Annotated in this window: 26 protein-coding genes; 6 read left to right on the top strand and 20 right to left on the bottom strand. The window is 42.7% G+C overall.

Annotation, left to right across the window (positions count from 1 at the left end; genetic code table 11):
- Positions 1 to 8: 8 nt before the first annotated feature.
- The gene (locus tag BQ4305_RS17770) at positions 9 to 1,667 is read right to left on the bottom strand and encodes a peptide ABC transporter substrate-binding protein (protein ID WP_110929089.1); all 1,659 of its coding nucleotides are present in this window, start codon (positions 1,665 to 1,667) and stop codon (positions 9 to 11) included.
- 374 nt (positions 1,668 to 2,041) lie between these two features.
- Between BQ4305_RS17770 and BQ4305_RS17765 the strand changes: the two genes are divergently transcribed.
- Together BQ4305_RS17765 and trpS are read left to right on the top strand one after the other, a co-directional pair.
- Positions 2,042 to 2,395, top strand: coding sequence for a DUF3899 domain-containing protein (locus BQ4305_RS17765; RefSeq protein WP_110929088.1), 354 nt, complete (start codon positions 2,042 to 2,044; stop codon positions 2,393 to 2,395).
- A gap of 98 nt (positions 2,396 to 2,493) precedes the next feature.
- Complete coding sequence (gene trpS, locus BQ4305_RS17760) at positions 2,494 to 3,483, top strand: tryptophan--tRNA ligase (RefSeq protein WP_199880800.1); 990 nt, start codon at positions 2,494 to 2,496, stop codon at positions 3,481 to 3,483.
- A 231-nt stretch (positions 3,484 to 3,714) separates the two neighbouring features.
- Here trpS and BQ4305_RS17755 read toward each other — a convergent pair whose 3' ends face one another.
- The 7 genes from BQ4305_RS17755 to BQ4305_RS17725 all read right to left on the bottom strand — a co-directional run bounded on the left by BQ4305_RS17755 (position 3,715) and on the right by BQ4305_RS17725 (position 9,747).
- Positions 3,715 to 4,470: a YjbA family protein gene (locus BQ4305_RS17755; protein ID WP_110929086.1), complete on the bottom strand. Its 756-nt coding sequence runs from the start codon at positions 4,468 to 4,470 to the stop codon at positions 3,715 to 3,717.
- 59 nt (positions 4,471 to 4,529) lie between these two features.
- Positions 4,530 to 5,336, bottom strand: coding sequence for a DUF2268 domain-containing putative Zn-dependent protease (locus tag BQ4305_RS17750; RefSeq protein WP_110929085.1), 807 nt, complete (start codon positions 5,334 to 5,336; stop codon positions 4,530 to 4,532).
- A 69-nt stretch (positions 5,337 to 5,405) separates the two neighbouring features.
- Positions 5,406 to 6,644: a beta-ketoacyl-ACP synthase II gene (gene fabF, locus BQ4305_RS17745; RefSeq protein WP_110929084.1), complete on the bottom strand. Its 1,239-nt coding sequence runs from the start codon at positions 6,642 to 6,644 to the stop codon at positions 5,406 to 5,408.
- A 23-nt stretch (positions 6,645 to 6,667) separates the two neighbouring features.
- The gene (locus BQ4305_RS17740; protein ID WP_110929083.1) at positions 6,668 to 7,603 is read right to left on the bottom strand and encodes a beta-ketoacyl-ACP synthase III; all 936 of its coding nucleotides are present in this window, start codon (positions 7,601 to 7,603) and stop codon (positions 6,668 to 6,670) included.
- Between the two features lie 208 nt (positions 7,604 to 7,811).
- A complete protein-coding gene (locus tag BQ4305_RS17735) occupies positions 7,812 to 7,994 on the bottom strand; it encodes a ComZ family protein (protein ID WP_110929082.1) in 183 nt (60 codons plus the stop codon).
- A gap of 129 nt (positions 7,995 to 8,123) precedes the next feature.
- On the bottom strand, positions 8,124 to 8,930 hold the full coding sequence (locus BQ4305_RS17730) for a hypothetical protein (protein ID WP_110929081.1): 807 nt from the start codon (positions 8,928 to 8,930) through the stop codon (positions 8,124 to 8,126).
- 91 nt (positions 8,931 to 9,021) lie between these two features.
- A complete protein-coding gene (locus BQ4305_RS17725) occupies positions 9,022 to 9,747 on the bottom strand; it encodes a lipase family protein (RefSeq protein WP_110929080.1) in 726 nt (241 codons plus the stop codon).
- A gap of 270 nt (positions 9,748 to 10,017) precedes the next feature.
- Between BQ4305_RS17725 and BQ4305_RS17720 the strand changes: the two genes are divergently transcribed.
- Positions 10,018 to 10,209 (top strand): YjzD family protein, encoded by a 192-nt coding sequence (locus BQ4305_RS17720; protein WP_110929079.1) that lies wholly within the window; start codon positions 10,018 to 10,020, stop codon positions 10,207 to 10,209.
- 69 nt (positions 10,210 to 10,278) lie between these two features.
- Here BQ4305_RS17720 and clpB read toward each other — a convergent pair whose 3' ends face one another.
- From clpB to BQ4305_RS17665, 11 genes are all read right to left on the bottom strand, one after another.
- Positions 10,279 to 12,867: an ATP-dependent chaperone ClpB gene (gene clpB, locus BQ4305_RS17715; RefSeq protein WP_110929078.1), complete on the bottom strand. Its 2,589-nt coding sequence runs from the start codon at positions 12,865 to 12,867 to the stop codon at positions 10,279 to 10,281.
- 195 nt (positions 12,868 to 13,062) lie between these two features.
- The gene (locus BQ4305_RS17710; protein WP_110929077.1) at positions 13,063 to 13,242 is read right to left on the bottom strand and encodes a YjzC family protein; all 180 of its coding nucleotides are present in this window, start codon (positions 13,240 to 13,242) and stop codon (positions 13,063 to 13,065) included.
- A gap of 130 nt (positions 13,243 to 13,372) precedes the next feature.
- Entirely contained in the window at positions 13,373 to 14,332 is a 960-nt protein-coding gene (gene argF / locus BQ4305_RS17705) for an ornithine carbamoyltransferase (RefSeq protein WP_110929076.1), read from the bottom strand.
- Positions 14,329 to 17,442 (bottom strand): carbamoyl phosphate synthase large subunit, encoded by a 3,114-nt coding sequence (locus BQ4305_RS17700; RefSeq protein WP_110929075.1) that lies wholly within the window; start codon positions 17,440 to 17,442, stop codon positions 14,329 to 14,331. The genes argF and BQ4305_RS17700 overlap by 4 nt, the downstream gene beginning before the upstream one ends.
- Positions 17,435 to 18,520, bottom strand: coding sequence for a carbamoyl phosphate synthase small subunit (locus BQ4305_RS17695; RefSeq protein WP_110929074.1), 1,086 nt, complete (start codon positions 18,518 to 18,520; stop codon positions 17,435 to 17,437). The genes BQ4305_RS17700 and BQ4305_RS17695 overlap by 8 nt, the downstream gene beginning before the upstream one ends.
- A gap of 79 nt (positions 18,521 to 18,599) precedes the next feature.
- Positions 18,600 to 19,751, bottom strand: a complete 1,152-nt coding sequence (locus BQ4305_RS17690; RefSeq protein WP_110929073.1) for an acetylornithine transaminase — start codon at positions 19,749 to 19,751, stop codon at positions 18,600 to 18,602.
- On the bottom strand, positions 19,748 to 20,521 hold the full coding sequence (argB, locus tag BQ4305_RS17685; RefSeq protein WP_110929072.1) for an acetylglutamate kinase: 774 nt from the start codon (positions 20,519 to 20,521) through the stop codon (positions 19,748 to 19,750). The genes BQ4305_RS17690 and argB overlap by 4 nt, the downstream gene beginning before the upstream one ends.
- 14 nt (positions 20,522 to 20,535) lie before the next feature.
- Positions 20,536 to 21,768 carry a bifunctional ornithine acetyltransferase/N-acetylglutamate synthase gene (gene argJ, locus BQ4305_RS17680; RefSeq protein WP_110929071.1) on the bottom strand — a complete coding sequence of 411 codons (1,233 nt, stop codon included), beginning with the start codon at positions 21,766 to 21,768 and terminating at the stop codon, positions 20,536 to 20,538.
- A 17-nt stretch (positions 21,769 to 21,785) separates the two neighbouring features.
- Complete coding sequence (argC, locus tag BQ4305_RS17675; RefSeq protein ID WP_110929070.1) at positions 21,786 to 22,820, bottom strand: N-acetyl-gamma-glutamyl-phosphate reductase; 1,035 nt, start codon at positions 22,818 to 22,820, stop codon at positions 21,786 to 21,788.
- A gap of 297 nt (positions 22,821 to 23,117) precedes the next feature.
- Complete coding sequence (locus BQ4305_RS17670) at positions 23,118 to 23,426, bottom strand: metal-sulfur cluster assembly factor (RefSeq protein WP_110929069.1); 309 nt, start codon at positions 23,424 to 23,426, stop codon at positions 23,118 to 23,120.
- A 60-nt stretch (positions 23,427 to 23,486) separates the two neighbouring features.
- Positions 23,487 to 24,275, bottom strand: a complete 789-nt coding sequence (locus BQ4305_RS17665) for an alpha/beta fold hydrolase (protein ID WP_110929068.1) — start codon at positions 24,273 to 24,275, stop codon at positions 23,487 to 23,489.
- A 307-nt stretch (positions 24,276 to 24,582) separates the two neighbouring features.
- Here BQ4305_RS17665 and BQ4305_RS17660 point away from each other — a divergent pair, with 307 nt between their 5' ends.
- The 3 genes from BQ4305_RS17660 (at position 24,583) to BQ4305_RS17655 (ending at position 25,837) form a co-directional block, all read left to right on the top strand.
- Complete coding sequence (locus tag BQ4305_RS17660; protein ID WP_110929067.1) at positions 24,583 to 25,395, top strand: Cof-type HAD-IIB family hydrolase; 813 nt, start codon at positions 24,583 to 24,585, stop codon at positions 25,393 to 25,395.
- Between the two features lie 101 nt (positions 25,396 to 25,496).
- On the top strand, positions 25,497 to 25,646 hold the full coding sequence (locus BQ4305_RS21650) for a hypothetical protein (protein WP_199880746.1): 150 nt from the start codon (positions 25,497 to 25,499) through the stop codon (positions 25,644 to 25,646).
- A complete protein-coding gene (locus BQ4305_RS17655; protein ID WP_110929066.1) occupies positions 25,646 to 25,837 on the top strand; it encodes a DUF3813 domain-containing protein in 192 nt (63 codons plus the stop codon). Before BQ4305_RS21650 ends, BQ4305_RS17655 begins: the two co-directional genes overlap by 1 nt.
- 133 nt (positions 25,838 to 25,970) lie before the next feature.
- On the opposite strand, the gene tnpA is transcribed toward BQ4305_RS17655, so the two are convergent.
- Positions 25,971 to 26,453, bottom strand: coding sequence for an IS200/IS605 family transposase (tnpA, locus tag BQ4305_RS17650; protein WP_110926080.1), 483 nt, complete (start codon positions 26,451 to 26,453; stop codon positions 25,971 to 25,973).
- Positions 26,454 to 26,551 lie beyond the last annotated feature (98 nt).

Here is a 26,551-nt window from a genome sequence, read left to right as displayed (position 1 = left end):
CGTCTTTCTTATTCTACTGTTACCCATCTATACAGATAGTCAGCACCCACACTGCTTGAAACTAACCCTTTAACATTCGTATTCACAAGGATATTGTTAGCACGCTGGTAAATAGGGGCAACACCGAAATCCTCAGTCAAGAATAGTTTTTCCGCTTCTTGCATTGTTTCAGCATATTTAGCGTCATTGTCTGTATATTCTGTTGTGGCTTTTTTGATCAAATCATCATATTTCTTATTTGAATAGCTCATTTCATTATTCGGGCTTCCTGTCAGCCAAAGGTCAGTGAATGAAATCGCATCTTTATAATCTGGTCCCCATCCCGCTGCAACTAAGTCGTAATTTCCTTTTGTTGTACGGTCAAGGCGCACAGAGAATGGCACACTCTCAAGTTTTACTGTCAACCCAGGAAGATTCTTTTCTAATTGATTTTTCAAATACTCGTCCATCTTTTTAGAAGATTCAGTATCTCCGCCCAAGTAACGAAGCGTCAGTTCTTTCACTCCCAATTCTTTTAACCCTTTTTCCCAAGCCGCTTTTGCTTCCTTCTCATTGAATGTAACTAAGTCAGGATATTTGTCACGGAAATCTTTTCCGTCATATTCTACGAAATCCTTCGGAACAAAGTAGTTAGCGGCAACAGAACCATTGTTTAATATGCTTGCAACTAAATCTTCTTTATTAAAGCCTTTTGCAATCGCTTCACGAATGTGGACGTTTGCCAATGCATCCGTTTTTTGATTCATTTTCAGCCAGTAAACAGAAGCGTCAAGTTGGCTAAGCATACGGTCGTCTCCTTCATATTGAGGGACAAGATCTGATGCCAATACGTCTGTGATATCTGCTTCGCCTGATTCAAACGCATTCACTTGACCTTGGTCATCTTTTACGACATTGACTGAAATTTTCTCCAGTTTCACTTGGTCAGCTTCACGGTAATCCGGGTTTTTAGCCAACTCCCAGTTCTGGGCAGTAGGGCCGTCCCATTTTGTCATAACGAAAGGACCATTGTATAAAAGGTTATCCGCACTTGTTGCATATTTAGAGCCTTTTTCTTTAACGAACTTTTCATTTTGCGGAAGGAATGTAGGGAATGCTAAGAAGTCCTTCCAAAATTTCAATGGCTTCTCAAAAGTAACTTCCAATGTTTTATCATCGATTGCCTTCACGCCAAGAGAATTTAAATCATACTCTTTCTTTGCTGCAGCTGCATCTGTAATTTCCTGTGCACCTTTAATCTTGCCATTCATCATGTAAGGGCCGTATTCAGATGCTGTATCAGGATCCATGGCACGCTGCCAGGCAAATACGAAATCGTTTGCCGTTACAGGCTCGCCATTTGACCATTTCGTTTCTTTTAGCTTGAACGTATAGACTGTTTGGTCATCGTTTACTTCCGGCTCTCCGTCTACAAGGCCGGGAACTGCATTTCCTTCTTTATCAAGGGTATAAAGCCCCTCATTCACATTGCTCAAGTAGATGATACCGTATTGGTCTGTAACTTTGGCAGAATCCATTGTCGGGATTTCTGATTTATTCAATATCGTAATTTCTTGCTTTGGATTTGATCCATCTTCACTTCCGTTATCTTTTCCACCGCAAGCAGCCAGGAATACGCTGATTGCAAGAGTAAGAACCAAAAGCAATGAATATTTAGAATTTTTCATTTAGTCTGACTCCCTTTCTCATATTAATGCACAAAAATTATTATACAATTTAGTTTTTTCGTTGTATATATATTTTTCTAAAAATTATTTCAAAAATATTACTAGAAAAATTTAAAATGTCTTGTTTTTTTGTGCATCCGTTTGTCCTACTTCTAATTTAATTGAATATTGTCGATTTTTCAACATATTTTTAATTTTGCGACATATTTATTTTTTCTCACATAGTAATATATTTCATTTATATAACTTTTAGCCATTAGTTTTTATAGTTGAATCTTTTTCATTCATATACCTATATAATGATTCCCCGACCATGCTTTATGCCCTATTTTTTGTTATACTTAAGGATATCCGGAAACTGAGAGAGGTTCCTTATGACAAAACGAATTACAGTTTATACTATTATTTGTCTTTTGCTTTCCGTTTTGCTATCTTTCATCTGTTATAAGAAAATTTCTTTATTGCACTTTATCGACTTGTCCTTTTATATAGCGGGAGCCCTTTTTATTTATAGTCTGTTAACCTTTGTCATCCAAAAAGGGTTCTTTGACCGCATCTTTGAAAGTTTCAGGATTTTTGCTCATTCAGAGAAAAAGCTTTCAGATGATGAAGAAGCAGATCCGAGAAGCCTGTCTGAGCTTATTTCTCTTCCGACAGCAGCCGCTTTTGGAACATGTATTGCGATGCTGGTCATTGTCGTTGTCGCGTTATATATTTATTACTTATAATCGTTGTTTTGATCCTTTATAAAATGTGTGGATTACTTGCGCAATAATACTTACAATAATGAAAGAACCTATTTTATCGTTTTTAGAGGAGTGACAGTATTTTGAAAAGAATTTTTTCAGGAGTTCAGCCTTCCGGTTCAGTTACGCTTGGCAATTATTTAGGAGCGCTTAAGCAATTCGTTGACTTGCAGCATGATTATGACTGCTTCTTCTGCATTGTCGACCAGCACGCCATTACTGTTCCCCAGGACCGGCTTGAATTAAGAAAGAATATAAAAAAACTGGCCGCACTGTATTTGGCCATTGGTTTGGATCCGGAAAAGAATACAATCTTTATCCAATCAGAGGTCCCCGCTCACGCACAGGCCGGATGGGTGCTTCAATGTATAGCATACATAGGCGAATTGGAACGGATGACCCAATTCAAGGATAAATCGTCTGGAAAAGAAGGGGTATCCTCTGCCTTGCTGACATATCCTCCTTTAATGGCTGCCGATATTCTTCTCTATAATACGGATCTAGTGCCAGTTGGAGAGGATCAAAAGCAGCATCTTGAGTTAACAAGGGATTTAGCAGAACGTTTTAATAAGAAATATAACGAAATCTTTAAGATTCCTGAGATCAGTCTTCCAAAAGAGGGAGCAAGAATCATGTCCCTTCAGGACCCAACAAAGAAAATGAGTAAATCAGATCCTAATAAGAAAGCAACCATCGCCTTATTGGATGACCCTAAGCAAATTGAAAAAAATATCAAAAGTGCTGTAACCGACTCAGAAGGAATCGTTAAGTACGATAAACAGGAGAAACCAGGCGTATCTAACCTAATGACCATCCATTCCATTTTCAGCGGCAAATCATTTGCTGAAATAGAAGAAATGTATAACGGCAAGGGCTATGGAGACTTTAAAGCAGATATTGCCAGGCTTGTCCTGGATCACCTTCTCCCTATTCAAGAGCGTTACCACGAATTGATTAATTCCAAAGAGCTGGATGAAATCCTTGATGAGGGTGCGGCCAAAGCCAACAAGGAAGCCAATAAAATGCTTCGGAAAATTTATAACGGCATGGGACTCGGCCGCAAACGCTGAGCTCCCAAGATTTATTTAAAAAAGGCATGAGTCCGTATCACCGGTCTCATGCCTTTTTCAATCATCATACTTTCCGCTTTCCTAAAATGGCTCTTACGATTTGAAAAAAAAGACTCCTTCTCCCAAATTATATCCCTATGCCGTCCAAATATCTGCATACAGCCAACCACCCCAATCGGTATCCCGTCGGGGTAGTTGACACTATATTACGTCCTGTTTCCTCTCGTATTATTAAAGCATAGATGGGCTGTCTCCAATCTCCATTTCCCAAAGCTTTTCAAAGAAAGGCTGCCCTTTCACTAAGTTCCCGCAAAGCTGCAAATGCTTTTCTGACCAGCCCTCTTTAAGAGCTTCATACAGTTCCCTCCAGGCTGGCTCAAAGTCCATTTGCTGGATGGCCCGATATTTTTCCGGTGACCATTCTGTATACCAATAACGAATTTCCGCCGTATTCTTTGCTGTAAACAATTGATCCATCGCCATGAACAAAAGCTGCTTCAGCTGTCTTTCCTTTCTTGTCAGCCCGTTCATGAACAAAGGAGACGGGGAAAGAATATGGTATTCTTTTTCGTCTTGAGACTTGACTGTAAACGGAAAATCCATTTCTTTCTGATTCTCAATCATATCATAGACAATTTGCTCTTGGCGCGGAATTAACCGGCTTTTCCTGATTGGGATATGATAGCCGATTGTGTCTACTGCCAGTATCCCTTTGCCGTCTGTTACCACAAAGCAATAATCAAGCTGAGTCCGTTCGTGGTTCTTTCTTGCATAGGCTTTTTGGTATACATCATTTAATAAAGTCTTTGGCAATTCCGATAAATCATTCTCTATGTAGTGGAACAAAGCTGCTGAAATATACAATAATGGGACTTGATCCAGAAGTTCAATGCCGTCATCTTTCCGCCATTCATGGAAATGGCATATATTGTAGCCGTTTTCTTCTCCTTCAAACCAATTCACCCAAACATCATGAAGATATAGCATCCTTTTCCCTCACTTCTGAAATAATGTTTGTCCATCAGTATAGGCAAACAAGAGTCAAATTATTCCTCTTTATACAAGGGTTTTTCATTTTCATGCTCCCCTTGTAAGAAAGCTTCTGAAGGCAGTTCGAAGGACTCCTTCACCCGCAGCCTGCCGGACTGTCCGATTAAATAATATCCTGCCGCATACCCAAGCATCCTAGGATATTTCCCCTTTCCAAACAGCAACTCGTCATGCTTTGGATCTGAACGTTTAAGAAATAGATTCGGCTCCACATATTTTTTCCATTGCTTCCGCATTTCCGTTTCTTCATAAAGAGAAGTCCATCCTGCTGTATAACTCTCTCCTAAAAATCTCTTCACCATTTGTTCCGCAAGCCCTTCCATCACAATCGAATCAAGAAAGTTCAATTCTTCCTGCCTCTTTCGATTCATGGCTCTGTTCAGTCTGCAGACATGATGATACTCATGAATAAAAATTGCCTCCATCTGCTTCTCTGATACACTTGGACTCAAAAATAAAAAAAGCTTATCAGCAAAAGCAACCCCTGATTTATTAGCCGCTTTTTGGCCAGGAGAAAATGGAAGAATGAAGATCGGAATATCAGGTCCCCGCCACAACCCTTTGTACCTGCTGAATATATCCTCCAGTTTTCCCCACACAGAATGATCCAGCCACCGCTTTGTCCTCAAGAGAGATCCTGGTAAATAGAGACCATGCTGCTTTAGATAGGGAATAATTGTTTCCGGCTTTTCCTCCTCTTTGAAAAAGCTATTGAGTTTTTCCGTGATCCGCGATGGTCCTCCGCCTTTTTCAAACCAGTCATATGTGTTGATTATCCCCATAAACATCACCTGGTTCATCATACGTGTGCCCACATGAAATTGTGCCTAGCCATGACAAAAGGCCTCCGAAAAAACGGAAGCCTCCAAACATTATTGATATTTTGTAAATACGATCGTTGCGTTATGTCCGCCAAAACCAAGTGAATTGCTGACAGCTGCCTGAATTTCACCTTTTCTGGCTTTGTTCGGAATATAATCCAAGTCACATTCCGGATCAGGATCTGCAAGGTTGATGGTCGGAGGCATGATGGCATCCCGGATAGAGAGAATCGTAAATACGGCTTCGACTCCTCCCGCTGCTCCAAGCAAATGTCCTGTCATGGATTTTGTTGAGCTAATGCCAATTTTTGCTGCATGCTCACCAAATACTTCCTTGATTGCCATTGTTTCATACTTATCATTATAAGGTGTGCTTGTACCATGGGCATTAATATATTGAACTTCTTCCGGTTTGAGGCCGGCGTCATCCAATGCCATTTGCATGGCACGTGCACCGCCTTCTCCTCCCGGCGCCGGAGCAGTAATATGATAAGCATCCCCTGTAGAACCGTAGCCTACAATCTCAGCATAAATTTTCGCACCGCGAGCTAACGCATGCTCCAATTCCTCAAGAATAAGAATTCCTGAGCCTTCACCAATGACAAATCCATCCCGGTTCATGTCAAATGGGCGGCTTGCTGTCAGCGGATCTGGATTGGTAGAGAGTGCCGTATTGGCTGAAAATCCTGCCATTGCCATTTTTGTAATAGGCGCTTCTGCTCCGCCGGTAATCATGGCATCAGCATCTCCACGCTGGATCGCTTTAAAGGAGTCGCCGATCGAGTTAGTTCCTGAAGCACAGGCAGTTACCGTGCAGGAGTTGATCCCTTTTGCCCCGAGCAAGATTGAAACTTGTCCGGAAGCCATGTCCGGAATCATCATCGGTACAAAGAACGGGCTGACCCTTTTGTACCCTCTATTCAAAAAGGTTTCATGCTGCTGTTCAAATGTTTCCATTCCGCCTATTCCAGAACCGATCCAAACTCCGATGCGACCGGCATTTTCATCGGTGATTTCAAGGTTGGAATCTTTAAGTGCCATGACTGATGCCGCAATTGCATAATGTGTAAAACGGTCCATCTTTCTGGCTTCTTTTTTGTTAACATATTCCTCTATATCAAAGTCCTTAACTTCTGCTGCCACTTTTGCCGGATATTCATCCGCATTTTGACGAGTGAGCGGGCCGATTCCTGATTTTCCTTCTAGGATGCTGCTCCAAGCTGTTTCCGCATCATTCCCTACAGGTGTAATAGCTCCAATCCCCGTTACAACTACACGTCTATTCATCATTCTTCTTTCACCCTCCGTTTATGCTATTTTCCCCAGCGAAGCGCGATAGCTCCCCAAGTTAAACCGCCGCCGAAGCCTACCATAACTAATAGGTCTCCGTCTTTGATTCTTCCGGCCTCCAATTCCTCTACAATCGCAATCGGTATTGAAGCTGCTGATGTATTTCCATATTTATGAACCGTTTTCGTCATTTTCTCAGGAGGCAGATTCAATCTTTCCCTGGAAGCCTCCATAATTCGGATATTTGCCTGATGCGGAACTAAAAGATCTACATCCTCTTTTGTCAAGCCGGCTTTTTCTAAAACATTTAAGCTGGATTCTCCCATTTGGCGAACCGCAAACTTAAATACCTCTCTTCCATTCATGGAAATAAAATCGCCTTCCTGCAGCAAATACTTTCCGCCAGATCCGTCGGCTCCCAATTCAAATGAAAGCACGCCTCTGCCGTCCGATACTGGACCCATAACCGCTGCACCGGCTCCATCTCCGAATAAGACAGCGGTGTTTCTATCGTTCCAGTCCGTAATTTTCGATAGTTTTTCTACTCCGACAATGAGAATATGCTTATAGGCACCTGTTTCAATAAATTGCTTTGCCGTGATCATTCCATACATGAAGCCGGCACAGGCCGCACTGATATCCATTGCTGCTGCCTTCTTTGCACCAAGGCGTTCCTGAAGCATGCAGGATACTGAAGGGAAGGGACGATCAGGAGTGACAGTTGCCACTAAGATTAAATCGATATCTTCCGCTGATACTCCAGCATGATTGATCGCTTCCTTCGCTGCTTCAAAAGCCATATCAGAAGTATCCATATCATCTCCGGCGATTCTTCTTTCTTCAATTCCGGTCCTCGTTCTAATCCATTCATCGGAAGTATCCATGATTTTTTCTAAATCTGCATTGGTCACGACCTTCTCGGGCAAATAACGGCCAAGACCCAGTATTCCAGCATTCATTCTCCCAACCCCTTAATCTATTTATGAACTATTATGATTTAGATTTGATATCAAATATTATTACCTGGTACTAATTTTATATAAAAACCAGCCATCATGCAATAGGTAAAATATAATGCAGCGATTTGCACCGCTTATGTAAACCAGGCATCCTTGAATCATATGCCCGCAAGAAAGGCTGCCATATCACGGCAGCCGCCATTATCCTTTATTGGCCTGCATCCTTTTTCCCAAGCTCATAAGCTTCCTGCATGACTTTTTTAAATAAATCCATAAATGGTTCAGCCATTTCCATTGAAAATGGAATTCCCGCCGCTTCTAATTTCTCTTTCGCTTCAGGGAAATATTTCATCGCAATTCCCATGAATTCCAGTGTTTTGTCTTCACTCATTTTTTATCCTCCTCATCTTTCTTTATCATGACTGACATCCCTCTAATAGGTTTATGTCCTCCCTATCATAATTCCAGCCGGCTCATCCGTAAAGAATCCTGTTTCAGAAAAGCACTTAAGTGAGCAGATTTATTGCTTCCACTTCAATATTTGTTGGATTTTATGGTAATGCTCGGTTTGCCGATCAATTCCTTCCCGGGGAGTAGTAGACGATTTCAGACAGAAATGGGCTTGCCCCGATATTCCTGCATCAGATCTGTTGATAAGATTGGAATACACGGCTTCTTCCATTACAAGTTTTGCGCATTCTCTCCAGCTGTTCTCCTGTTTCCCCGAAACATATATCACTTTAGCCTCTGTCTTAAGCAGTTCGGCAAATTCACACATAATATCTTCAATATACAGAGCTTCCCGGCAATATTCCTTCGATAAAATCTCTGTCACTTCCTGATTCGTTTTCCCTGAAATAGCCGCCTGAAAACTCATGTATTCCGGCTGCCAAGGTCCATAAACAGTCGGCAGAAAAATTATCTTCCGATCCCGGTTCCCCCAAAAAGGAAATTTGTCTATGTAGTTCATTCTTTCTGTCCACGCAGGCAGAATCATGATAATAGGGCATTGCTTTCCCGTTTCTTCTATTATCTCCTCAATCTGCATTATCTTTTCATGAGCTTCGCTCTCACTGCCTGAGTGATACAGCTCATATCCTGATATATAAATGTCCCCGTTGAAATTCTGAAGACACCCGGACATTTCCTTTTTGGAAACATACGAAAAATTACTGTTGCGTCCAATTTCAAGCTCTTTTTCTTCTTTGAAAGAATCTTGGCATTCATCCCAGTCCAATCCAATTACCGCTTCTCCTCTTTCAAGCAAATGCTTGGTCACATAGTAACCGATGAAAGAATATGATCCCATCACGATTGAAGTATGCATCTTTTCCTCCTCCGGTTCAGTACAGCTATTCTTTATAAAAAAGAATGGCGCTTTGCTGTATAGTATGCAGAACCGAAGGAGAGATGACTATCTACAGCGGTTTTTCATGTTCTTTAAAAAACTTATTAATCAGATATGGAATTTTATATCGTTTTTCAGGAAGTAAATAAGATAAATGTAATGAACTGCTGCCTAGCTTTTGCTGAAGCTTTCGGTAAAACGAAGATTGATTGTCCCGCAGACTGCCGAGGATGTGAATGATTTTCACTGGAATTTCCTTTGGGATATCCGGCATTTTCTTTGACTCTATAATAAATTTCTCGCACTCTTTTGATTCCATTCCATATTCGAGCGCTACTTCTTCCAGCCATTTTTCATAAAAAAATTTGTTGTTTTTCTCTTTATTCAGCTGCTCCTTTAAAGACAGGCAAGGGTTTACAAAGACAATGGACCTGACTTGATCTCCAAGTTCCTCTGCCAGCTTTAGAGCGGTAAGAGCTCCCGTTCCTTCAGCTAAAATATGGAACCTTTGATTAGAGATCTCATTTTTCATAAAATAGATATATAGTTTCTCTGCTAACTCAACAGCCTTTGGGCTTCCCCAGTTCGCTCCGTAATTTGAAGTAAATAATGTGTAGCCATAGCCTTTCAAATGTTCTATGATACGTAACCTCCCAGGGTTCTGGAGCCAAAAGCTGGTATCTTTTCCGACAAAATGGCCGCGATCGCCAATTACCATTACAGAAAAGCCGCTTGGCTGTTCAGGATAATAAATGGCACTCCATTGTTCATCGATTTGAAAGGTTCGCTGTTCCATCTGCTTTAACTCCTTTAAGGAAAATTACCTCCAATAATGTATGTTGCAACAAGGTAAGACGAATGGGGCTATGCCTAATTTCTGCATTAGAAAAATAAGATTTAAAAGAGACTGCTAGTATTTGAAGATTAATTTCCTCTTATTATCCCATTTTCTGAGGCGTTTTAATAGGCTTTCAGTAAGTTTTGACCTCGCTTATTAAAAATGCTTTTTATCTGTATATTAATTATGTTAAGATAAAAAAGATTGAACTGGAATGAGGTGAAATTCATGCGTTATGTCTTAACATTTTTCTGGACATTTTTATTAATGCATATGATGGTATATGTAGTGGCTTCAATGAGCGGATCTTCGTATAGTTTTACACAAGGAACGATTCTTGGGATTGCTGTAACAGTGCTTGTATTGATTATCCCTGCCATCCTTCCTAAAGCTCCTTCTCAAGATGCACACCATCATTAAGAAGTCAAAAGGACATCCCCTTAAATGGATGTCCTTTTTGTTTTATCCCGCTTTTACACAGGCAAACCTTTAATGAAAAATTAATGATCCACCTGCGTAATCCACTTCAATAGTCCTGGTTTCAGGGATATTGCCGCTGATGATTTCACGGGCAATTTTTGTTTCCAGATGTTTTTGCATGAATCGCTTTAATGGCCTGGCTCCGTACACTGGATCATACCCTTCTTCTGCGATAAATGTTTTAGCTGCATCGGTTAATTCCAGCTTAATGTTCTGGTCTGCGAGCCTGTTCTGCAGCTGTTCTGCCATTTTCTCAACAATCTGGATTACTTCATTTTGAGTCAGCGGCTTAAACAGAATGATATCATCGACCCTGTTTAAAAATTCTGGACGAAAATGCCCCCGAAGCTCACTGAATACACGATCCTTGATGTCATCCTCTATAATACCATTCTTTGTCTCCGCCTGAAGAAGATGCTGTGAACCAATATTAGATGTCATAATGATGACTGTATTTTTACAGTTAACCGTTCTTCCCTGGGCATCCGTTATCCGGCCGTCATCGAGCATTTGAAGCAGAATATTAAACACATCCGGGTGGGCCTTCTCGATTTCATCCAGCAATACCACCGAATACGGGTTTCGCCGAATGGCTTCTGTCAGCTGTCCGCCTTCTTCGTATCCAACATAGCCTGGAGGCGCTCCTACCAGTCTGGATACACTGTGCTTCTCCATATATTCCGACATATCAATACGGATCATGTGCTCCTCTGTGTCAAACAGTGTTTCTGCCAGTGCCTTAACCAGTTCTGTCTTTCCGACGCCGGTCGGTCCCAGGAAGATGAAAGATCCAATTGGACGCCCAGGGTCCTGAATTCCGGCACGGGCTCTTAATACAGCATCCGATACGAGCTCTACGGCCTCTTCCTGTCCAACTACCCTTTCGTGGAGAATATGCGGGAGACGGAGAAGCTTCTCCCTTTCTCCTTCCACCAGCTTGCTGACCGGGATTCCTGTCCACCTAGCTACAATGCCCGCGATTTCTTCTTCGGTTACTTCCTCTCTAAGCAATCTGGACTCCTGTTTGTCCTTTTCCGCCTTTTCCTCCGCTTCGGCCAAGTCTTTTTCAAGCTGAGGAATTCTGCCGTGGCGAAGCTCTGCTGCTTTATTTAAGTCATAGTCGTTTTCAGCTTGTTCCAATTCTCTTCTGAGACGTTCAAGCTGCTCCCTCATCTCCTGTACTTTTTCCAGGGAAGCCTTCTCCATCTGCCATTCAGCTGTCATCCTGTCAGCCTTGTCCCGCAGCTCGGCCAATTCATTCCGCAAAACCTCAAGCCTTGCTTTACTCTGAGCGTCTTCTTCGTTTCTGAGGGCTGCCTCCTCTATTTCAAGCTGCATGACCTTTCTCGTAATTTCATCCAGTTCAGCTGGCATCGAATCAATCTCCATCCGGACCATTGCACACGCCTCATCCACAAGGTCAATCGCCTTGTCCGGCAGAAACCTTTCCGTAATATACCGATTGGACAGAACAGATGCTGCCACTAAAGCCCTGTCATGAATCCTAACCCCATGATGGACTTCGAACCGTTCCTTCAGGCCCCGGAGAATGGAAACAGTATCTTCCACATCGGGTTCGGAGACAAGAACCTGCTGGAATCTTCTTTCAAGTGCAGGATCTTTCTCAATATACTGCCTGTATTCATCCAGTGTCGTCGCACCTATACAATGAAGCTCCCCTCTGGCAAGCATTGGCTTTAACATATTGCCGGCGTCTAATGCACCGTCCGTGCGGCCAGCCCCCACAATGGTGTGAAGCTCATCGATGAACAGCAGGATTCTTCCCTCACTTTTCTTGATTTCCAGCAGGACTGCTTTCAGCCGTTCTTCGAATTCCCCTCGAAACTTGGCGCCCGCAACAAGAGAGCTCATATCAAGTGAAAAAACACTTTTATCTTTTAATCCTTCAGGTACATCCTTGCGGACAATCCGCTGTGCCAATCCTTCCACAATGGCTGTTTTTCCGACGCCTGGTTCTCCGATCAGCACTGGATTGTTTTTGGTCTTCCTGGATAAAATCCGGATCACATTCCGTATTTCAGCGTCACGGCCGATGACCGGATCAATCTTCCCTGATTTAACCTCTTCCACCAGGTCCCTTCCATATTTTTTTAGTACTTCATACGTATTTTCCGGATTTGGACTAGTCACCTTCTGTCCCCCTCTGATTCCTTCTATGATTTGTTTCGCTTTAGCTTCATCTATGTCATACAATGCGAAAAGTTTCTGCAGCTTCTCATTTGACTGCTGCAAAATCGCGAGTAATACATGCTCTGCGGAAAGATACTCATCCTCCCATTCCAGCATCTGCCGTTCGGCTGCAGTCAGGATTTTCTGCAGTGAAGAGGACAAGTAGACCTGGACATCATTTCCTGCCACTTCCGGCAGCTGGTTCAGCTGTTTATCTAATTCAGCTATAAATAGGGATACAGGCTGTCCTGATTCTGATAAAATCCGCAATAAAAGGCTGTCCTCCTGTTTCATCAGAACCATAAGCAAATGCCATTCATTTACTTCCGGGTTCTTATGTTCGGCTGCAAGCTTTTGCGCTTCGAACAATGCAAGCCGCGTCTTTTCCGTCATTTTATTAACATCCATGAAAAACGTTTGCGCCTCCCTTTGACCTTTTTTGACCTTTTATCTTTATTATACGTCCTCTTCCAATTATGTAAAGAATTTTACTCCATTTGATTTCTTCTGAATTTCCTATTATCTGTATTACCCTATCTGTTTTTTAAAACTCCATACTAAATAAAACAGCGGGAAACTACAGTTCCGCGCTGTTTTATCTTATTACGGTTTTCTTTTGTATGTCCAAAGCCGGTTATGATTGGAATTCTCCGGAAAAGTGTCTCCTGCACTCAGCTTGACCTGCTTCGGCTCGGCAACCATGCTCCCGGTTTCTCCAATTTCTACATAAATCCCATTATTCGGCGCCTTTTGTCCTGCATGGAACTGTCTGCTCTGACCCAAAAAAGATTCCTCCTTCCGGCTGCTTTCATAGTATTTCCGGAAGAGTGCGGAACATGTCTGAATATATTTACCTTTCTCCTTCAAAAAAAGGATCCGAAACGAACGTCTTCGTTCCGGATCCTTTTGCAGATTAAGACAGTAAATCGGTTAAAATTGCTTTTTGTGCATGAAGCCTGTTGCCCGCCTGCTGAAACACAGCAGAGTGCGAACCGTCTATCACATCGGCTGTTACCTCTTCTCCTCTGTGGGCAGGAAGGCAATGCAGGAAGATAAAATCTTCCTTCGCCTGATTTGTCAATTCAGAATTGATCTGAAAATCTTTGAATGCTGTAAGTCTTTCAGCATTCTCCTGTTCCTGGCCCATTGAAGTCCAAACATCAGCATAGACAACATCGGCATTCTGAATAGCTTCCGCCGCTGACGTATATACTTCCACTTTCCCTCCAGTTTTTAATGCCGGTTCTTTGGCATGAGCTATAATTTCTTCATTCGGCAAATAGCCTTCCGGACAGCCAATGGAAAATTCCATACCCGCTAATGCACAGGCTGTCATCAGTGAATGGGCCACATTGTTTCCGTCCCCAATATAACTGACTTTCAATCCCTTCAGCTTACCTTTCACTTCAAGAATCGTCAGCAAGTCCGCCATAGCCTGGCAAGGATGTTCAAGGTCTGTAAGCCCATTGATAACAGGAATAGAAGCAGCTTCAGCCAGTTCTAAAATTTTCTGATGCTCAAATGTGCGAATCATAATGCCGTCCACGAATTCCGACAATACCTTCGCCGTATCTGAAACAGTCTCGCCGCGGCCCAGCTGTATATCATTACTGCTTAAAAACAGAGCATGCCCGCCCAATTGAAGCATACCGACTTCAAAAGAAACACGGGTTCTTGTTGAAGATTTTTCGAAGATCATTCCCAATGTTTTACCTTTGAGCGGTGTATATTCTTCACCCGCTTTCCATTTTGTTTTAATAGTCTGAGCCAGCTGCAGAAGCTCAGTCAGCTGCAGCGGGGAAAGATCTGTCAATGAAATAAAATCTTTGGACTTCAGAATTTTGTGATTGGTTTTTTCAGCTAGCTGGTTCATACTGACACTCCTTTTGAATAAGGTACAAGCCACTCCTGCAAAGAAGCCACTCCTGTTTCCGCATTTTTTTTAGATTCAAGATATGCATGAAAGGTTTCTTCTTCTGTGAAAGCAAGAATCCTGTATTTCGCTGCTTTCAGACGCAATTCCCTGTCCTGCTCCGATGAGCCAAAGGCCAAAACAGCAGCACAGTCCCCATTCTCAAGCCATTGGGCAAAATCCCCGCTTTCAGCTTTCATCCCGGCTGTCTTAATGTTAGCCGCCGTTTCAGGAGACAGATCAACCGAATCGGATTGATAAATTCCACTGGCCTTTTTCTTGTTTGCAGGAAGATATACTTTGGATAAAGCCTCCTCCAGCGTTTCCGCGATTGCAATGCCTTCACCAGTTGATTTCATTTCCGGTCCCACTTTTGAATCGAGTCCGCTTAATGCAAAAGTAGAAAAGACTGGATATTTAATGACCGTGTATGGAATATTCTCATTCAATCCTGTTTTGCCGGCAAGCTGGTGAACATTCTGTCCTCCAAGCAAGATCTTAGTCGCCAGCTGGACCATCGGTACCCCCGTCACCTTACTGATAATTGGAATTGTTCTGCTTGCGCGCGGGTTCACCTCTAAGACGTATACATTTGAATCTTCTATCACATACTGGATGTTCATCAGCCCTTTGTATCCCAGTTCCTTCACAATTTTACCGGCATACTCTGTCATTTTTTCTTTATGAGCGGCTGTCAGTGATCTTGCAGGCAGCATTGCCATACTGTCACCGGAATGGACACCCGCTTTTTCGATATGCTCTGCAATGATTGGAACAAAAATCTCCTTTCCATCAGCAATCAGGTCAATTTCGGCCTCTTTTCCAGGAATATAGGAGTCAATCAGTACGGGAAAAACTAACTCGCCGCTTTCTGCACGGGAAATAAGTTTCTTCATCGTTGGAATAATTTCCATTCCCTGTCCTCCTATAACATAGGACGGTCGAAGGAGTACAGGAAAACCAATCGATTCTGCGTCCTCGATGAGCTGCTGGCTATTGGCTGCCATGGAACCTGGGACATGCGGAATATCAAGCCTTTGAAGCAATTGATAAAAACGGTCTCGATCCTCCAATTGGTCCAGTAAATCAAAAGAAGTTCCTAATAAACGCACCCCATACTCTTCCAGTCCTTTGGCCAGATTAATAGCCGTCTGTCCTCCAAACTGGACAATGACATCATCAATTCCTTCCGCTTCAATAACATTTAATACATACTCCAACGTCAATGGTTCAAAATAAAGACGGTCAGCAGTAGCAAAGTCTGTACTGACTGTTTCCGGATTGTTATTAATCATAATAGTCTCGATATTTTCCTGCTGGAGGGCATATACACCATGCACGGAGCAGTAATCAAATTCAATTCCCTGACCGATTCGAATCGGGCCGCTTCCAATCATCAGCACTTTCCGTTTCTCCGACTTCACTTGTTCATTTTCCCCAAAATAAGTAGAGTAGTGGTAGTTCGTATGGGATTCAAATTCTGCCGCGCATGTATCAACAGTTTTATAAACCGCGGTTACTCCAAAGTTCTTCCTCATACCTCTGACTTCTTCTTCTGCCACTCCCCATACACTTGCCAAGTAGCGGTCCGAGAACCCTTTTTCCTTAAATCTCCTTATATCTGCGGCAGCTGCCGTTTTTAATGAAGCGGCTTTAATTTCGTTCTCCATGTCAATGAGCGAAGCAAATGCCTTCAAAAAGAAATAATCCATTTTCGTTGCTTCATGAATCTCTTTAACCGTTACACCTTGACGCAGCATTTCGAAAATGACGAAAATCCGCTCATCATCTTTTTGCCCCAGCTTCTCCCACAGCAGTTCAACCGGTGCATTTTTCAATGACTTGAGTTCTAAACCGACTGTCTTCAGCTCTAGTGAATCCACAGCCTTCTGAAGACCGCCTTCAAAACTTTGGTGCAAAGCCATTACTTCACCTGTTGCCTTCATTTGGGTTCCGAGCTTACGGTTTGCTGTTTTAAATTTATCAAAAGGCCAGCGAGGAAATTTAACGGCAACATAATCTAAGGCCGGTTCAAAACTTGCATACGTGCTCTGTGTTACCGGATTGATCAGCTCCGATAAATGGTAGCCGACAGCCAATTTCGCCGCAATTCTGGCAATTGGGTATCCTGTTGCTTTAGAAGCAAGGGCGGACGAGCGGCTGACCCTTGGATTCACTTCAATAAGGAAATATTGTTTGCTTTCCGGATCAAGAGCAAACTGAATATTACAGCCCCCAATGATGCCTAAAGCAGAAATAATTTTAATGGAAGCAGAACGGAGCATATGGAATTCGTCATCTGACAGCGTCTGGGACGGGGCTACAACTATGGAATCCCCTGTATGTATCCCGACTGGGTCAATATTTTCCATATTACAAATCGTAATACAGGTGTTATTCCCATCACGCATTACTTCATATTCCACTTCCTTATATCCGGCAATGCTTCTTTCAACAAGACACTGTGTTATCGGACTTTCCTGCAGTCCCCCCCTGACCAGTTCTTTGAAGGTTTTCTCATTATCAGCAATGCCGCCGCCTGTTCCGCCAAGTGTATATGCAGGGCGGACAATGATCGGAAAGCCGATTTTTTTGGAGAATTCCAATGCCTCATCTAATGTATGAATGATTTCACTGTCAGGAACGGGCTCATTTATCTCAAACATTAATTGCCTGAAAAGTTCCCTGTCTTCACCCTTTTTAATGGAATCAATCGGTGTGCCAAGGAGTCTCACCTTATACTTTTCGAGAATGCCGTGTTCCTCTAATTGATAAGCAAGGTTCAGTCCCGTCTGGCCTCCCAATGTTGCCAGAAGGCCCTCCGGTTTTTCTTTGGCGATAATCTTCTCCAGAGTCTCTACTGTCAGCGGTTCAAAATAAACGGCATCAGCATTCATGTCATCTGTCATAATGGTCGCCGGATTATTATTGACCAATATCACTCTGTATCCTTCTTCTTTTAATGCCAAGCAGGCCTGTGTGCCCGCGTAATCAAATTCAGCGGCCTGGCCAATGACAATTGGGCCAGACCCGATAACTAGTATGGTTTTGATCGTGCTGTCTTTAGGCATAAACTTTCTCTCTCCCGCTATAGTCATTTATCATTTGCATAAAATCTTTAAACAATAAGGAACTTTCAACCGGGCCTGGATTGGCTTCCGGATGATATTGCGTTGTGAACACCGGCAGGTCTTTATGCATAAGTCCTTCTACCGTTCCATCGTTTACATTGCGGAACCGCACTTGAAGCGGTGTATTGGAAAGGCTCGGTTCATCCACTTCGTAGCTGTGATTCTGTGAGCTCATATAGACCTTATTTGTTTTCAAATCTACGACCGGCTGATTAGCGCCGCGATGCCCGAACAGCATTTTTTTCGTATTTCCTCCGAAGGCCAGTGCCGTCAGCTGATGGCCAAGACAAATTCCCATGGACGGAAAATGTGAAATGATTTTCTTCAAATTATCCAGCAAATAAAGAAGCTGTTTTGGATCGCCAGGTCCATTGGATAAGAGGACGCCGTCAGGCTTCAGCTCCTGGACTTGATCAAATGACGTATCATAAGGCACGACCGTTACGCGGCATCCTTGGGCAAGCAGGGAATCAAGAATCGATTTTTTATACCCGAAATCCATTAAGACTACATGCTTACCCTCTTTGCCAAATGAGACGATTTCAGAAGTGGAAACCTGAGAAATGTACGGCTGCAGTTTTGGATTGCTTCCCGAACCTGCAATATGAAATGATTCATCACCAGAAATAGCGGCCTGCATGGATCCTTCCTTCCGAATCTTTTTTACAACTGCTCTGGTATCGACATGGCTAAGCAAGGGAATTCCCCATTTATTCAGATAGTCCGCTAAAGAATATTCCGCTTGGAAATGGGAATGCACCATGCCCCCTTCATACACAATCACGCCTGCAACATGCGGCTTTTTGCTCTCAAAATCCACTTTATTTATTCCATAATTGCCGATCAGCGGATATGTGAAGATGACAATTTGGTCTTTATATGAAGGATCAGTCAGCACTTCCTGATACCCAGTCATTCCTGTATAAAATACGATTTCTCCAGTTGCAGGTACTGTTGTTTCCGTTAATAAATTGCCTTCAAATGTTGATCCGTTTGCTAAATGAAGATAGCTTTTCATCTTTCCACCTCTTTAGATGATGAATATTTATATATACTTTAGCATAATTATTCATTTTTATCTATAAAAAACAGCCAATTCAGACTGTTTCTTTTATTTTTAAAATTTCGCTTATTTTTTCAACGGCCAAATCGATTTCTGTGAATTCAGCTGTGAGCGGAGGAAGCAGCCGTATAACTTTAGGTCCTGCATTTAAAACAAGTATTCCCACGTTTTGAAGCTCCTTTACATAGCCAGATACTTCACTCGTACATTCTATGCCGACCATCAAGCCAATTCCCCTGATTTCCTGTACTTCATTAGATTCCTTAAATGCAGTATGTAACTTTTCAAACAGATAAGCCGATTTCTCGGAAACCTTTTGAAGAAACTGCTCTTCAAACACAATTTGTAAGACCGCCTCGGCGGCTGCTACACTGACCGGATTTCCGCCAAAAGTGGATCCATGGCTTCCTGGACCAAAATAATCAGCAAGCGCCTCTGAACCAAGCATCGCACCAATCGGGAGACCATTTCCCAGCCCTTTGGCAAGTGTCACAATATCCGGCTTTACTTGAAAATGCTGAAAAGCAAATGCTTGGCCAGTACGGCCAATCCCCGTCTGGATTTCATCAATGATCAGCAATGCTCCTGTTTCTCTGCAAATCGTCTGAATGGTATCCAGGTATTCTTGCTGAACAACATAAATTCCGCCTTCACCCTGAACTATTTCAAGCATTACTGCAGCCGTTTGTGTGTCAACCGCTTTCTTTATGGCATTCACGTCGTTAAAAGGAACATATTCAAAGGAAGACAGCATCGGACCGAAGCCTTGTTTGACTTTATCCTGGCCTGTTGCACCCATTGTTGCAAATGTCCTTCCATGAAATGATTGTGTGCATGTTATGATTTTACTTCTGCCGGTAGCCTTTCTTGCCAGCTTGATAGCTGCTTCATTGGCTTCTGCTCCGCTGTTTGCGAAGAATACCCTGCTTAGTCCGGTTTTATCAGCAAGCAGTCTGGCCACTCTCTCCTGCCCTGAACTTTTGAACAGATTTGATACATGCCAGAAGCTGTCAAGCTGTTCTTTCACAGCTTTTTTCACAGCCGGATGCTGATGCCCTACATTCAGCACCCCGATGCCTGAAGTGAAATCCAGATACTTTTTTCCTTCTGTACTTGTCATCCATGCCCCTTCTGCCTTTTTTGGTTCAATATCCCATCTTGCATATGTCTGAAATAGTGCAGTCAATGGATTGCCTCCTCTTTTTTCAAGAACTTGGTTCCGATAAATTCTCCATCCATATAGAAAGAGGATTTTCCGCTTACGATCATTACCTCTTCCACTCCTTTTTCAAGGACATTCAAAGCTGTTCGGACTTTCGGGATCATCCCGCCGTAAATCTGCCCTTCTGAAATGAGTTTTTCCGTCTCCTGTTTGGTCAGTTCAGGGATCACCTTTTTTTCCTCCAGGACACCTTGGACATCGGTTACAAACAGACACTTTTCAGCAGAAAGCGCCTTTGCAACAGCACCCGCAGCCATATCGGCATTCACGTTCAGCTTTTGACCGTCTGGCGTAACAGAAATTGGAGTGAGTACTGGGCAGTATCCATTTTCTAAAAGAATACCGGCTACATCTGGCTTTACTTCCTTGATTTCTCCCACAGCTCCCAGAATTGCCTTATCGATATATTCCCCAGTAAGCATTCCTCCGTCAGAACCGTTAAGGCCCACCGATTTAATTCCGTGCATTTCCAGCTTATGACACAAACTCCTGTTTGATTTGCCTGACAGTATGAGTTCTACCACACCGAGAACCTCTTCCGTCGTTTTCCTAAGCCCGTTTTCAAATACCGGTTCAATTTTTTCTTTTTTTAGCATCGTATTAATGTCGGGTCCCCCGCCATGAACAAAGACGATTTGATGCCCTTCATTTTGAAGAGTTTTTATACTGCTGAAAAAGGATTCAGAAAGCTCATCAATTATACTGCCGCCGCATTTGATTACTAAAACGGACACGTATTTCACACTCCTTATGTTCGATAACTGCCATTTATTTTCACATAATCATAGGACAGGTCGCAGCCCCAGGCAGTCCCTGCTCCGATGCCTTCTTGAAGCTGAATCGTAATGGAGATACTTGGCTCCTGAAGGTATTGTTTCGCATTCTCTTCCGAAAAAACTGTTGGCTCCCCATCCTTTAAGACCACAATGTCACCAAACGAAATAGTAACATTCGCCGGATCAAAATCAACGCCGCTCCTCCCCATTGCGGCAATAATTCTGCCCCAGTTCGCATCCGCTCCGAATGCTGCTGTCTTGACAAGATTGGATCCAACTACGGTTTTTCCCATCATTTGAGCGTCTTTTTTTGTTTTCATTCCGTGGACGTTCACTTCTATCAGCTTAGTCGCACCTTCTCCATCCTTGGCAATCTGTTTGGCCAAATTTTCCGATGTCACTCTCAGCATGTTAAGGAATACGTCCCACTCAGGATGTTCAGGGTGCAGCGGCTGATTCCCCGCTTCTCCATTAGCAAGCACCAGCACCATATCATTTGTGGAGCAGTCTCCATCAACGGTAATCTGATTGAACGTATCATCCGTGACAGCCGACAGGGCCGTCTGAAGATCAACCGGTGCGATGGCAGCATCCGTCGTGATAAAGCCAAGCATCGTGGCCATATTGGGATGAATCATACCGGACCCCTTTGCAGCACCCCCCATTTTTATTGTCACTCCATCGATATCAGCAGAATAAGCACAGTTCTTTGTCACTGTATCTGTTGTCAAAATCGCCTTTTCAAACCCTTCTGCCCCAGCCGGCTCACTGATTGGCTCCAGCAGGGAGATTCCTTTTTCAATCTTCGGCATTTCTAAATATTCTCCAATGACGCCGGTTGAAGCAACTGCAAATAAGTGCTCATCTGCTTCAAACTTTTGCGAGGCAAGCTTTCGCATTTCAAAGGCGTCTGATAATCCCCGCTGTCCTGTACAGGCATTGGCGCAGGCGCTGTTCACAATCACGCCGAGAAGTTTTCCCTCCTTGGCTATACTGTCTTTCGTTACAGCAAGCGGCGCAGCCTGAACCACATTTTGTGTATAAACAGCGGCGGCTGAAGCCGGCGTTTCGCTTACAATGGCACCCAAGTCCTTTTTAGAATAACGCAGGCCGGCATGCACTCCCGCTGCCTTAAATCCTATGGGACTTAGTATACTGCCTTCGTTTACTTGCTTAATTTCCTGTACTTGCTCGATTATATTCATTGTTCTCCTCCAAAAATTTAAGGATAAATAGGATTATTCATTAGTCCGGCTGTTTCGTCTAATCCCATTATGATATTTGCATTTTGAATGGCCTGGCCGGCCGCTCCCTTTACCAAATTATCAATCACAGAAACTACCGTGATTTTATTGGTCCTTTCATCATAGTCCAGTCCAATGTCACAAAAGTTTGAGCCATACACCTGCTTAGTGGACGGAAATTGACCCGGCTTCGAAATCCGAACAAAAGGGTGCTGTTTATATACCGATTCATATAGATTTGCTAACTCTTCCGCTGCAGTCTCCTTGTTTGCTTTTATATACATCGTCGCCATTATCCCCCGCGTCATCGGAACGAGATGGGTATTAAATGAGATGGGCCCCGCCTGCGGTGACCAGCGCCGCAGCTGCTGTTCCACTTCAGGTATATGCTGATGCCGGTTCACTTTATAAATTTTGAAATTTTCGTTCATTTCACTGTAATGAGTGTCAGCAGAAGGAGATTTCCCAGCCCCGGATACGCCTGATTTTGCATCGACCACAATATCTTCGCCTGTTGCAAAACCTTCTGTCAGCAGCGGTGCAAGCCCTAACAGCGTAGCAGTTGGATAGCAGCCAGGATTGGCGATGATCTGTGCCTGTTGGATTTCCTCTCTGTTCCATTCAGCCAGTCCGTAGACAGCCGCCTGAATGGCCGCCTGTGGCGCAGGAGATTTTCCATACCATTTTTCATACACGCCGGGTTCTTTCAGCCGAAGGTCTCCGGACAAATCTATTACTTTTATATCAAGCCCTGAAAAAGCCCCGATCAGCTCTGAAGACACTCCTGATGGTGTCGCCAGAAAAACGAGATCCGATTGTTCAGCAATCCTCTTTGGATCAATTTTTTCCAGCCGCATATTTATATGCGCAAGCTGAGGGTTTTCTTCATAAATGTACTGGTCAAACTTAGAAGATGTATGCAGAGACGAAATTTCAAAGTGCGGATGTTTATCCAAGAAACGTATTAATTCCAAGCCCCCGTAACCGGTGGCGCCAACGATTGAAACTTTCATTAACGACCAACTCCCAAATGAATAATTCCATTTATTCTATGATTATCCTATTATATGACTGAATAAAAATAAAATCAAATGTATTTTTATAAGTTTTACAAACAATTTAGATTTCTTCTGTTTTTCCTAATCTTCCGCTCTTTTTTTCATAAGTACGTTTTCGTTAGATGAATAAAAAGATGAATATAAACAAAAATAGGCCATCCCCTGATCACAGGGAATAGCCTATTAGCAGCTGCATTTGCTGGTCACTATAACAAAAGGCTCTCTTCTGCATTACAGGAGAGAGCCTTTTCGTTACTTGATCCCTAAAGCAATTTTTGCATATCGGGACATACGGTCTTTCGACCAGGCTGGCGACCAGACAATATTAACTTCTGTTTCTTTCACTTCCGGAATATCTTCCAGAGCAATTTTCACTTGGTCAACAATCGTACCGGCAAGCGGGCATCCCATCGCAGTAAGAGTCATAGTCACTGTCGTCAAGCCATTATCGTCCATATCCACATCATATACCAACCCTAAATTTACAATATCAATGCCCAGTTCAGGATCGATTACCTGTTCCAAGGCTCCTAATATGCTGTCTTTTAAATCTTGATCCATTTTCAACACTCCTTCAAATTCTTCTTAATTATCTAATGATATCAAAGTTGACCGTCAGCTTTAAATATTTTGCATTGCAGGACGGTTCAAATGCTGGTCAAACCAGGAAACAGCAGCGAGCACGCCTTTCCTTGAAACTTTATGGTCCGCTTTTTTATCCAGAATAAAAGAAATTTTATCCTCATCTCGATAACTTGGTTTAATATTTTGATAAAAACGATAGGCGAAATCATAAGGCACCGTGGCATCTTTTGCTCCATGCCAGAAAAGAAGCGGCCTTCCGGCAAGTTTCTCTTTATTTAACGTAAGATCGAATGGCCGGAGACCGGCAATTTGCTTCGCAGCTTGTTCATCTGAGAGGTCTAAGTTAAAACCTGCCTGCTTAATCGCATCTATTTGGTATTCCGCAAATGACACATAAGCAGGGTTGCCCATCAGGCTGACAGCTGCTGAAATCCAGTCATAAGCAGCGAGAGCCCCATTGGTGATGATGCCGCCCATAGAAGTACCGGCCACCCCAATACGTTCTTGATCGACCAAGCCTCTTGAAGTTAAATCTTCCTTCACTTCATTCAATTCAGAAATGGTCTGAACAACAATCTCCCAAAAACGGGGCATCATTTGTCGTTCCGAAAGCCCGGTTCCTCTTTCACCGTGACCAGCCGCTTCCGGCAGGACTACCCGGAATCCTTTTTCTGCAAGCAGATAGGCATAATGCAAATTATGTTCCTTTGCACTCATAAACCCATGGATAAATATAATCAATGGAAGTTTTTCTCCAAAAACTTCCTGTTTTCCCATATGCAAAACGGGGATATTTTTTATATATTCTTTTTCAATCGCAATCAATTCTATCCCTCCGCATTTGAATTTAACAAACCGATCTTCTACTATGTATCATACATGAATAGCTGAAGAATGAAAAAGAATTGAGATTGATTTACAATAAGATTAAATTCCTTAGAAAAAGGGTTTAGTAAGAATGGCTTTCTGAACAAAGGATGCACTCTCAAAAGGTATATGAGATACACAGATAATATGGGCGTCCTGCAGGAAATGAACCATCTTATTCATTTACAGCAAATTTTGTATAACAGCTATAGAAGAGAGCGTATGCTTCAATGATTAAAATTTGATGAGACTGAAGGTGTTGCTTATGGCAGAGAAACATTTAATCGTATTAGATCTCGACGGAACCTTATTAACAAAGGAAAAAACCATTTCAAACCGAACGAAAAATACCCTTTTAACATTAAAGGAAGATGGCCACCAGGTAATGATCGCAACTGGAAGACCTTATCGATCAAGTGAGCCATATTATAAGGAACTTGGCCTTACTACCCCGATTGTCAATTTCAACGGAGCTTTTGTACATCATCCAAGAAATAAAAGCTGGGGCAGCTATCATACCCCTCTCGATATGAATGTGGTCAAAGAGATCGTTGATGCCTGTGATCACTTTACATACAATAATATTATTGCCGAAGTGCGGGATGACGTATATTTTCATTATCATGATGAAAAACTGATCGATATGCTTAAAATGGGAGATCCAAAAGTCACCACCGGCGATTTGCGTCAATTTCTGAAGGAAAAGCCAACCTCCATGCTTATTGATACGGATCCGGAGTTTGTCGGCCAAATCAGAGATTACCTATCAGATATTCATGCACAGCTTATTGATCACCGCCGTTGGGCAGACCCTTTTCATGTGATCGAAATTGTGAGAAGCGGACTTAGTAAAGCGGTTGGACTTCAGCGTATTTCAAAAGATCTGAATATTCCTCCAGAACGAATCATTGCATTTGGAGATGAAGACAATGATTTTGAGATGATTGAGTATGCCGGTACCGGAGTTGCGATGGGAAATGCCATCCCGCAGCTCAAGACTTTGGCGGACGAAGTGACTCTGACGAATGAAGAAGACGGCATTGCCGAATTCCTTGAAGAAAAGTTTAATATGAAGTAAAGTGTGAAAAATTTCCTTATTAAAAAAATCTGTTCTGAGCCAAACTATGAATGGCTCACATCCTGTGGGCCTGCGGCCAATTCAGAACGGAGGAGATAATAATGGGAAAACGTACAAAATCAAAGCGATTTATACAGCAAGGCAAAGACAGTGTTGCTAAACACGCTGAGCGGATCCCTTATCATTCGACGTATGCAGAAGCCGAGGAAAGAAAAATGAATATGTCAGAACAAAACTTTGGAGGGCTGTAATGGGAAACAAACTATTCCAGGAAGCCCGCCACTTTGTTGAAAAAGCCCTGCATTCATCAGGAAGCCATGAAAAAGATGAGACTGCGTCCATTGCTAAAAACGCTCTTTCTTCTGCTTATGCCAATTCGACAAATGCAGAAAAAGAGCAGCTCAGAGAACTGCAGGAAAAACTTGATCAGGAATTAAAGTAAATAACGACCACCCGTGGTAACGGGTGGTTTTCTCTGCGGCTGAAAGCCTTTGTTGCTGACCAGGCCCTCAAGGGCCTCTGAATGGTTCGCCAACTGTACTACTTCCACTGGCCAGACCTCAAAGGTCTTTCACTTACTTTCGTTTCTTTTTCTTTACCTCCTCACCTGTGAACGGATCAATATATTCCATCATACTTAATTGTTCTGCGACTATATCATCTTGTATCTGATTTCGTATGTATTCTTCGATTACCTTTTTGTTTCTTCCCACTGTATCTACATAATATCCCGTACACCAAAACTTGCGATTTCCATACTTGTATTTCAAATGGGCGTGACGATCAAATATCATCAAGCTACTTTTCCCTTTTAAATACCCTACAAATGAAGAGACACTTATTTTGGGTGGAATACTCACCAGCATATGTACGTGGTCTTTACACGCCGTGGCTTCAATGATTTCTACGCCTTTCCTTTCACATAGCGTTCTCAGTATTTGACCGATATCTTTTTTTATCTTTCCATAGATCACTTGTCTTCTGTACTTGGGTGCAAATACGATATGATACTTACAATTCCAGGTGGTGTGTGCTAAACTATTAGTGTCTTTTGACATCAAAACTCCTCCGTGATGCTGATATTTTGGTTGGCGAACCAAAAATATTTTAGCACCATGGAAGAGTTTTTTTAATACCACGCTGAAAGCTTTTCGGA

It is taken from the genome of Bacillus massiliglaciei, assembly GCF_900098925.1.
In the GTDB taxonomy this organism is placed as follows: Bacteria; Bacillota; Bacilli; order Bacillales; family DSM-1321; genus Peribacillus; species Peribacillus massiliglaciei.
Note: the sequence above shows the minus strand (reverse complement) of the source record. Positions and strands in the feature narration are given on the sequence as shown.

What these genes read in the sequence shown, in the direction of transcription:
- BQ4305_RS17700 (WP_110929075.1), bottom strand. Translation starts at nt 17,442, where the DNA reads ATGCCTAAAGACAGCACGATCAAAACCATACTAGTTATCGGGTCTGGC.
- tnpA (WP_110926080.1), bottom strand. Translation starts at nt 26,453, where the DNA reads ATGTCAAAAGACACTAATAGTTTAGCACACACCACCTGGAATTGTAAG.
- fabF (WP_110929084.1), bottom strand. Translation starts at nt 6,644, where the DNA reads ATGATGAATAGACGTGTAGTTGTAACGGGGATTGGAGCTATTACACCT.
- BQ4305_RS17670 (WP_110929069.1), bottom strand. Translation starts at nt 23,426, where the DNA reads ATGGATCAAGATTTAAAAGACAGCATATTAGGAGCCTTGGAACAGGTA.
- BQ4305_RS17750 (WP_110929085.1), bottom strand. Translation starts at nt 5,336, where the DNA reads ATGATGAACCAGGTGATGTTTATGGGGATAATCAACACATATGACTGG.
- BQ4305_RS17770 (WP_110929089.1), bottom strand. Translation starts at nt 1,667, where the DNA reads ATGAAAAATTCTAAATATTCATTGCTTTTGGTTCTTACTCTTGCAATC.
- BQ4305_RS21650 (WP_199880746.1), top strand. Translation starts at nt 25,497, where the DNA reads ATGGGAAAACGTACAAAATCAAAGCGATTTATACAGCAAGGCAAAGAC.
- BQ4305_RS17735 (WP_110929082.1), bottom strand. Translation starts at nt 7,994, where the DNA reads ATGAGTGAAGACAAAACACTGGAATTCATGGGAATTGCGATGAAATAT.
- BQ4305_RS17765 (WP_110929088.1), top strand. Translation starts at nt 2,042, where the DNA reads ATGACAAAACGAATTACAGTTTATACTATTATTTGTCTTTTGCTTTCC.
- BQ4305_RS17730 (WP_110929081.1), bottom strand. Translation starts at nt 8,930, where the DNA reads ATGCATACTTCAATCGTGATGGGATCATATTCTTTCATCGGTTACTAT.
- BQ4305_RS17720 (WP_110929079.1), top strand. Translation starts at nt 10,018, where the DNA reads ATGCGTTATGTCTTAACATTTTTCTGGACATTTTTATTAATGCATATG.
- argC (WP_110929070.1), bottom strand. Translation starts at nt 22,820, where the DNA reads ATGAAAGTTTCAATCGTTGGCGCCACCGGTTACGGGGGCTTGGAATTA.
- BQ4305_RS17725 (WP_110929080.1), bottom strand. Translation starts at nt 9,747, where the DNA reads ATGGAACAGCGAACCTTTCAAATCGATGAACAATGGAGTGCCATTTAT.
- argJ (WP_110929071.1), bottom strand. Translation starts at nt 21,768, where the DNA reads ATGAATATAATCGAGCAAGTACAGGAAATTAAGCAAGTAAACGAAGGC.
- clpB (WP_110929078.1), bottom strand. Translation starts at nt 12,867, where the DNA reads ATGGATGTTAATAAAATGACGGAAAAGACGCGGCTTGCATTGTTCGAA.
- BQ4305_RS17660 (WP_110929067.1), top strand. Translation starts at nt 24,583, where the DNA reads ATGGCAGAGAAACATTTAATCGTATTAGATCTCGACGGAACCTTATTA.
- BQ4305_RS17755 (WP_110929086.1), bottom strand. Translation starts at nt 4,470, where the DNA reads ATGCTATATCTTCATGATGTTTGGGTGAATTGGTTTGAAGGAGAAGAA.
- BQ4305_RS17740 (WP_110929083.1), bottom strand. Translation starts at nt 7,603, where the DNA reads ATGAATGCTGGAATACTGGGTCTTGGCCGTTATTTGCCCGAGAAGGTC.
- argF (WP_110929076.1), bottom strand. Translation starts at nt 14,332, where the DNA reads ATGAACCAGCTAGCTGAAAAAACCAATCACAAAATTCTGAAGTCCAAA.
- BQ4305_RS17655 (WP_110929066.1), top strand. Translation starts at nt 25,646, where the DNA reads ATGGGAAACAAACTATTCCAGGAAGCCCGCCACTTTGTTGAAAAAGCC.
- BQ4305_RS17695 (WP_110929074.1), bottom strand. Translation starts at nt 18,520, where the DNA reads ATGAAAAGCTATCTTCATTTAGCAAACGGATCAACATTTGAAGGCAAT.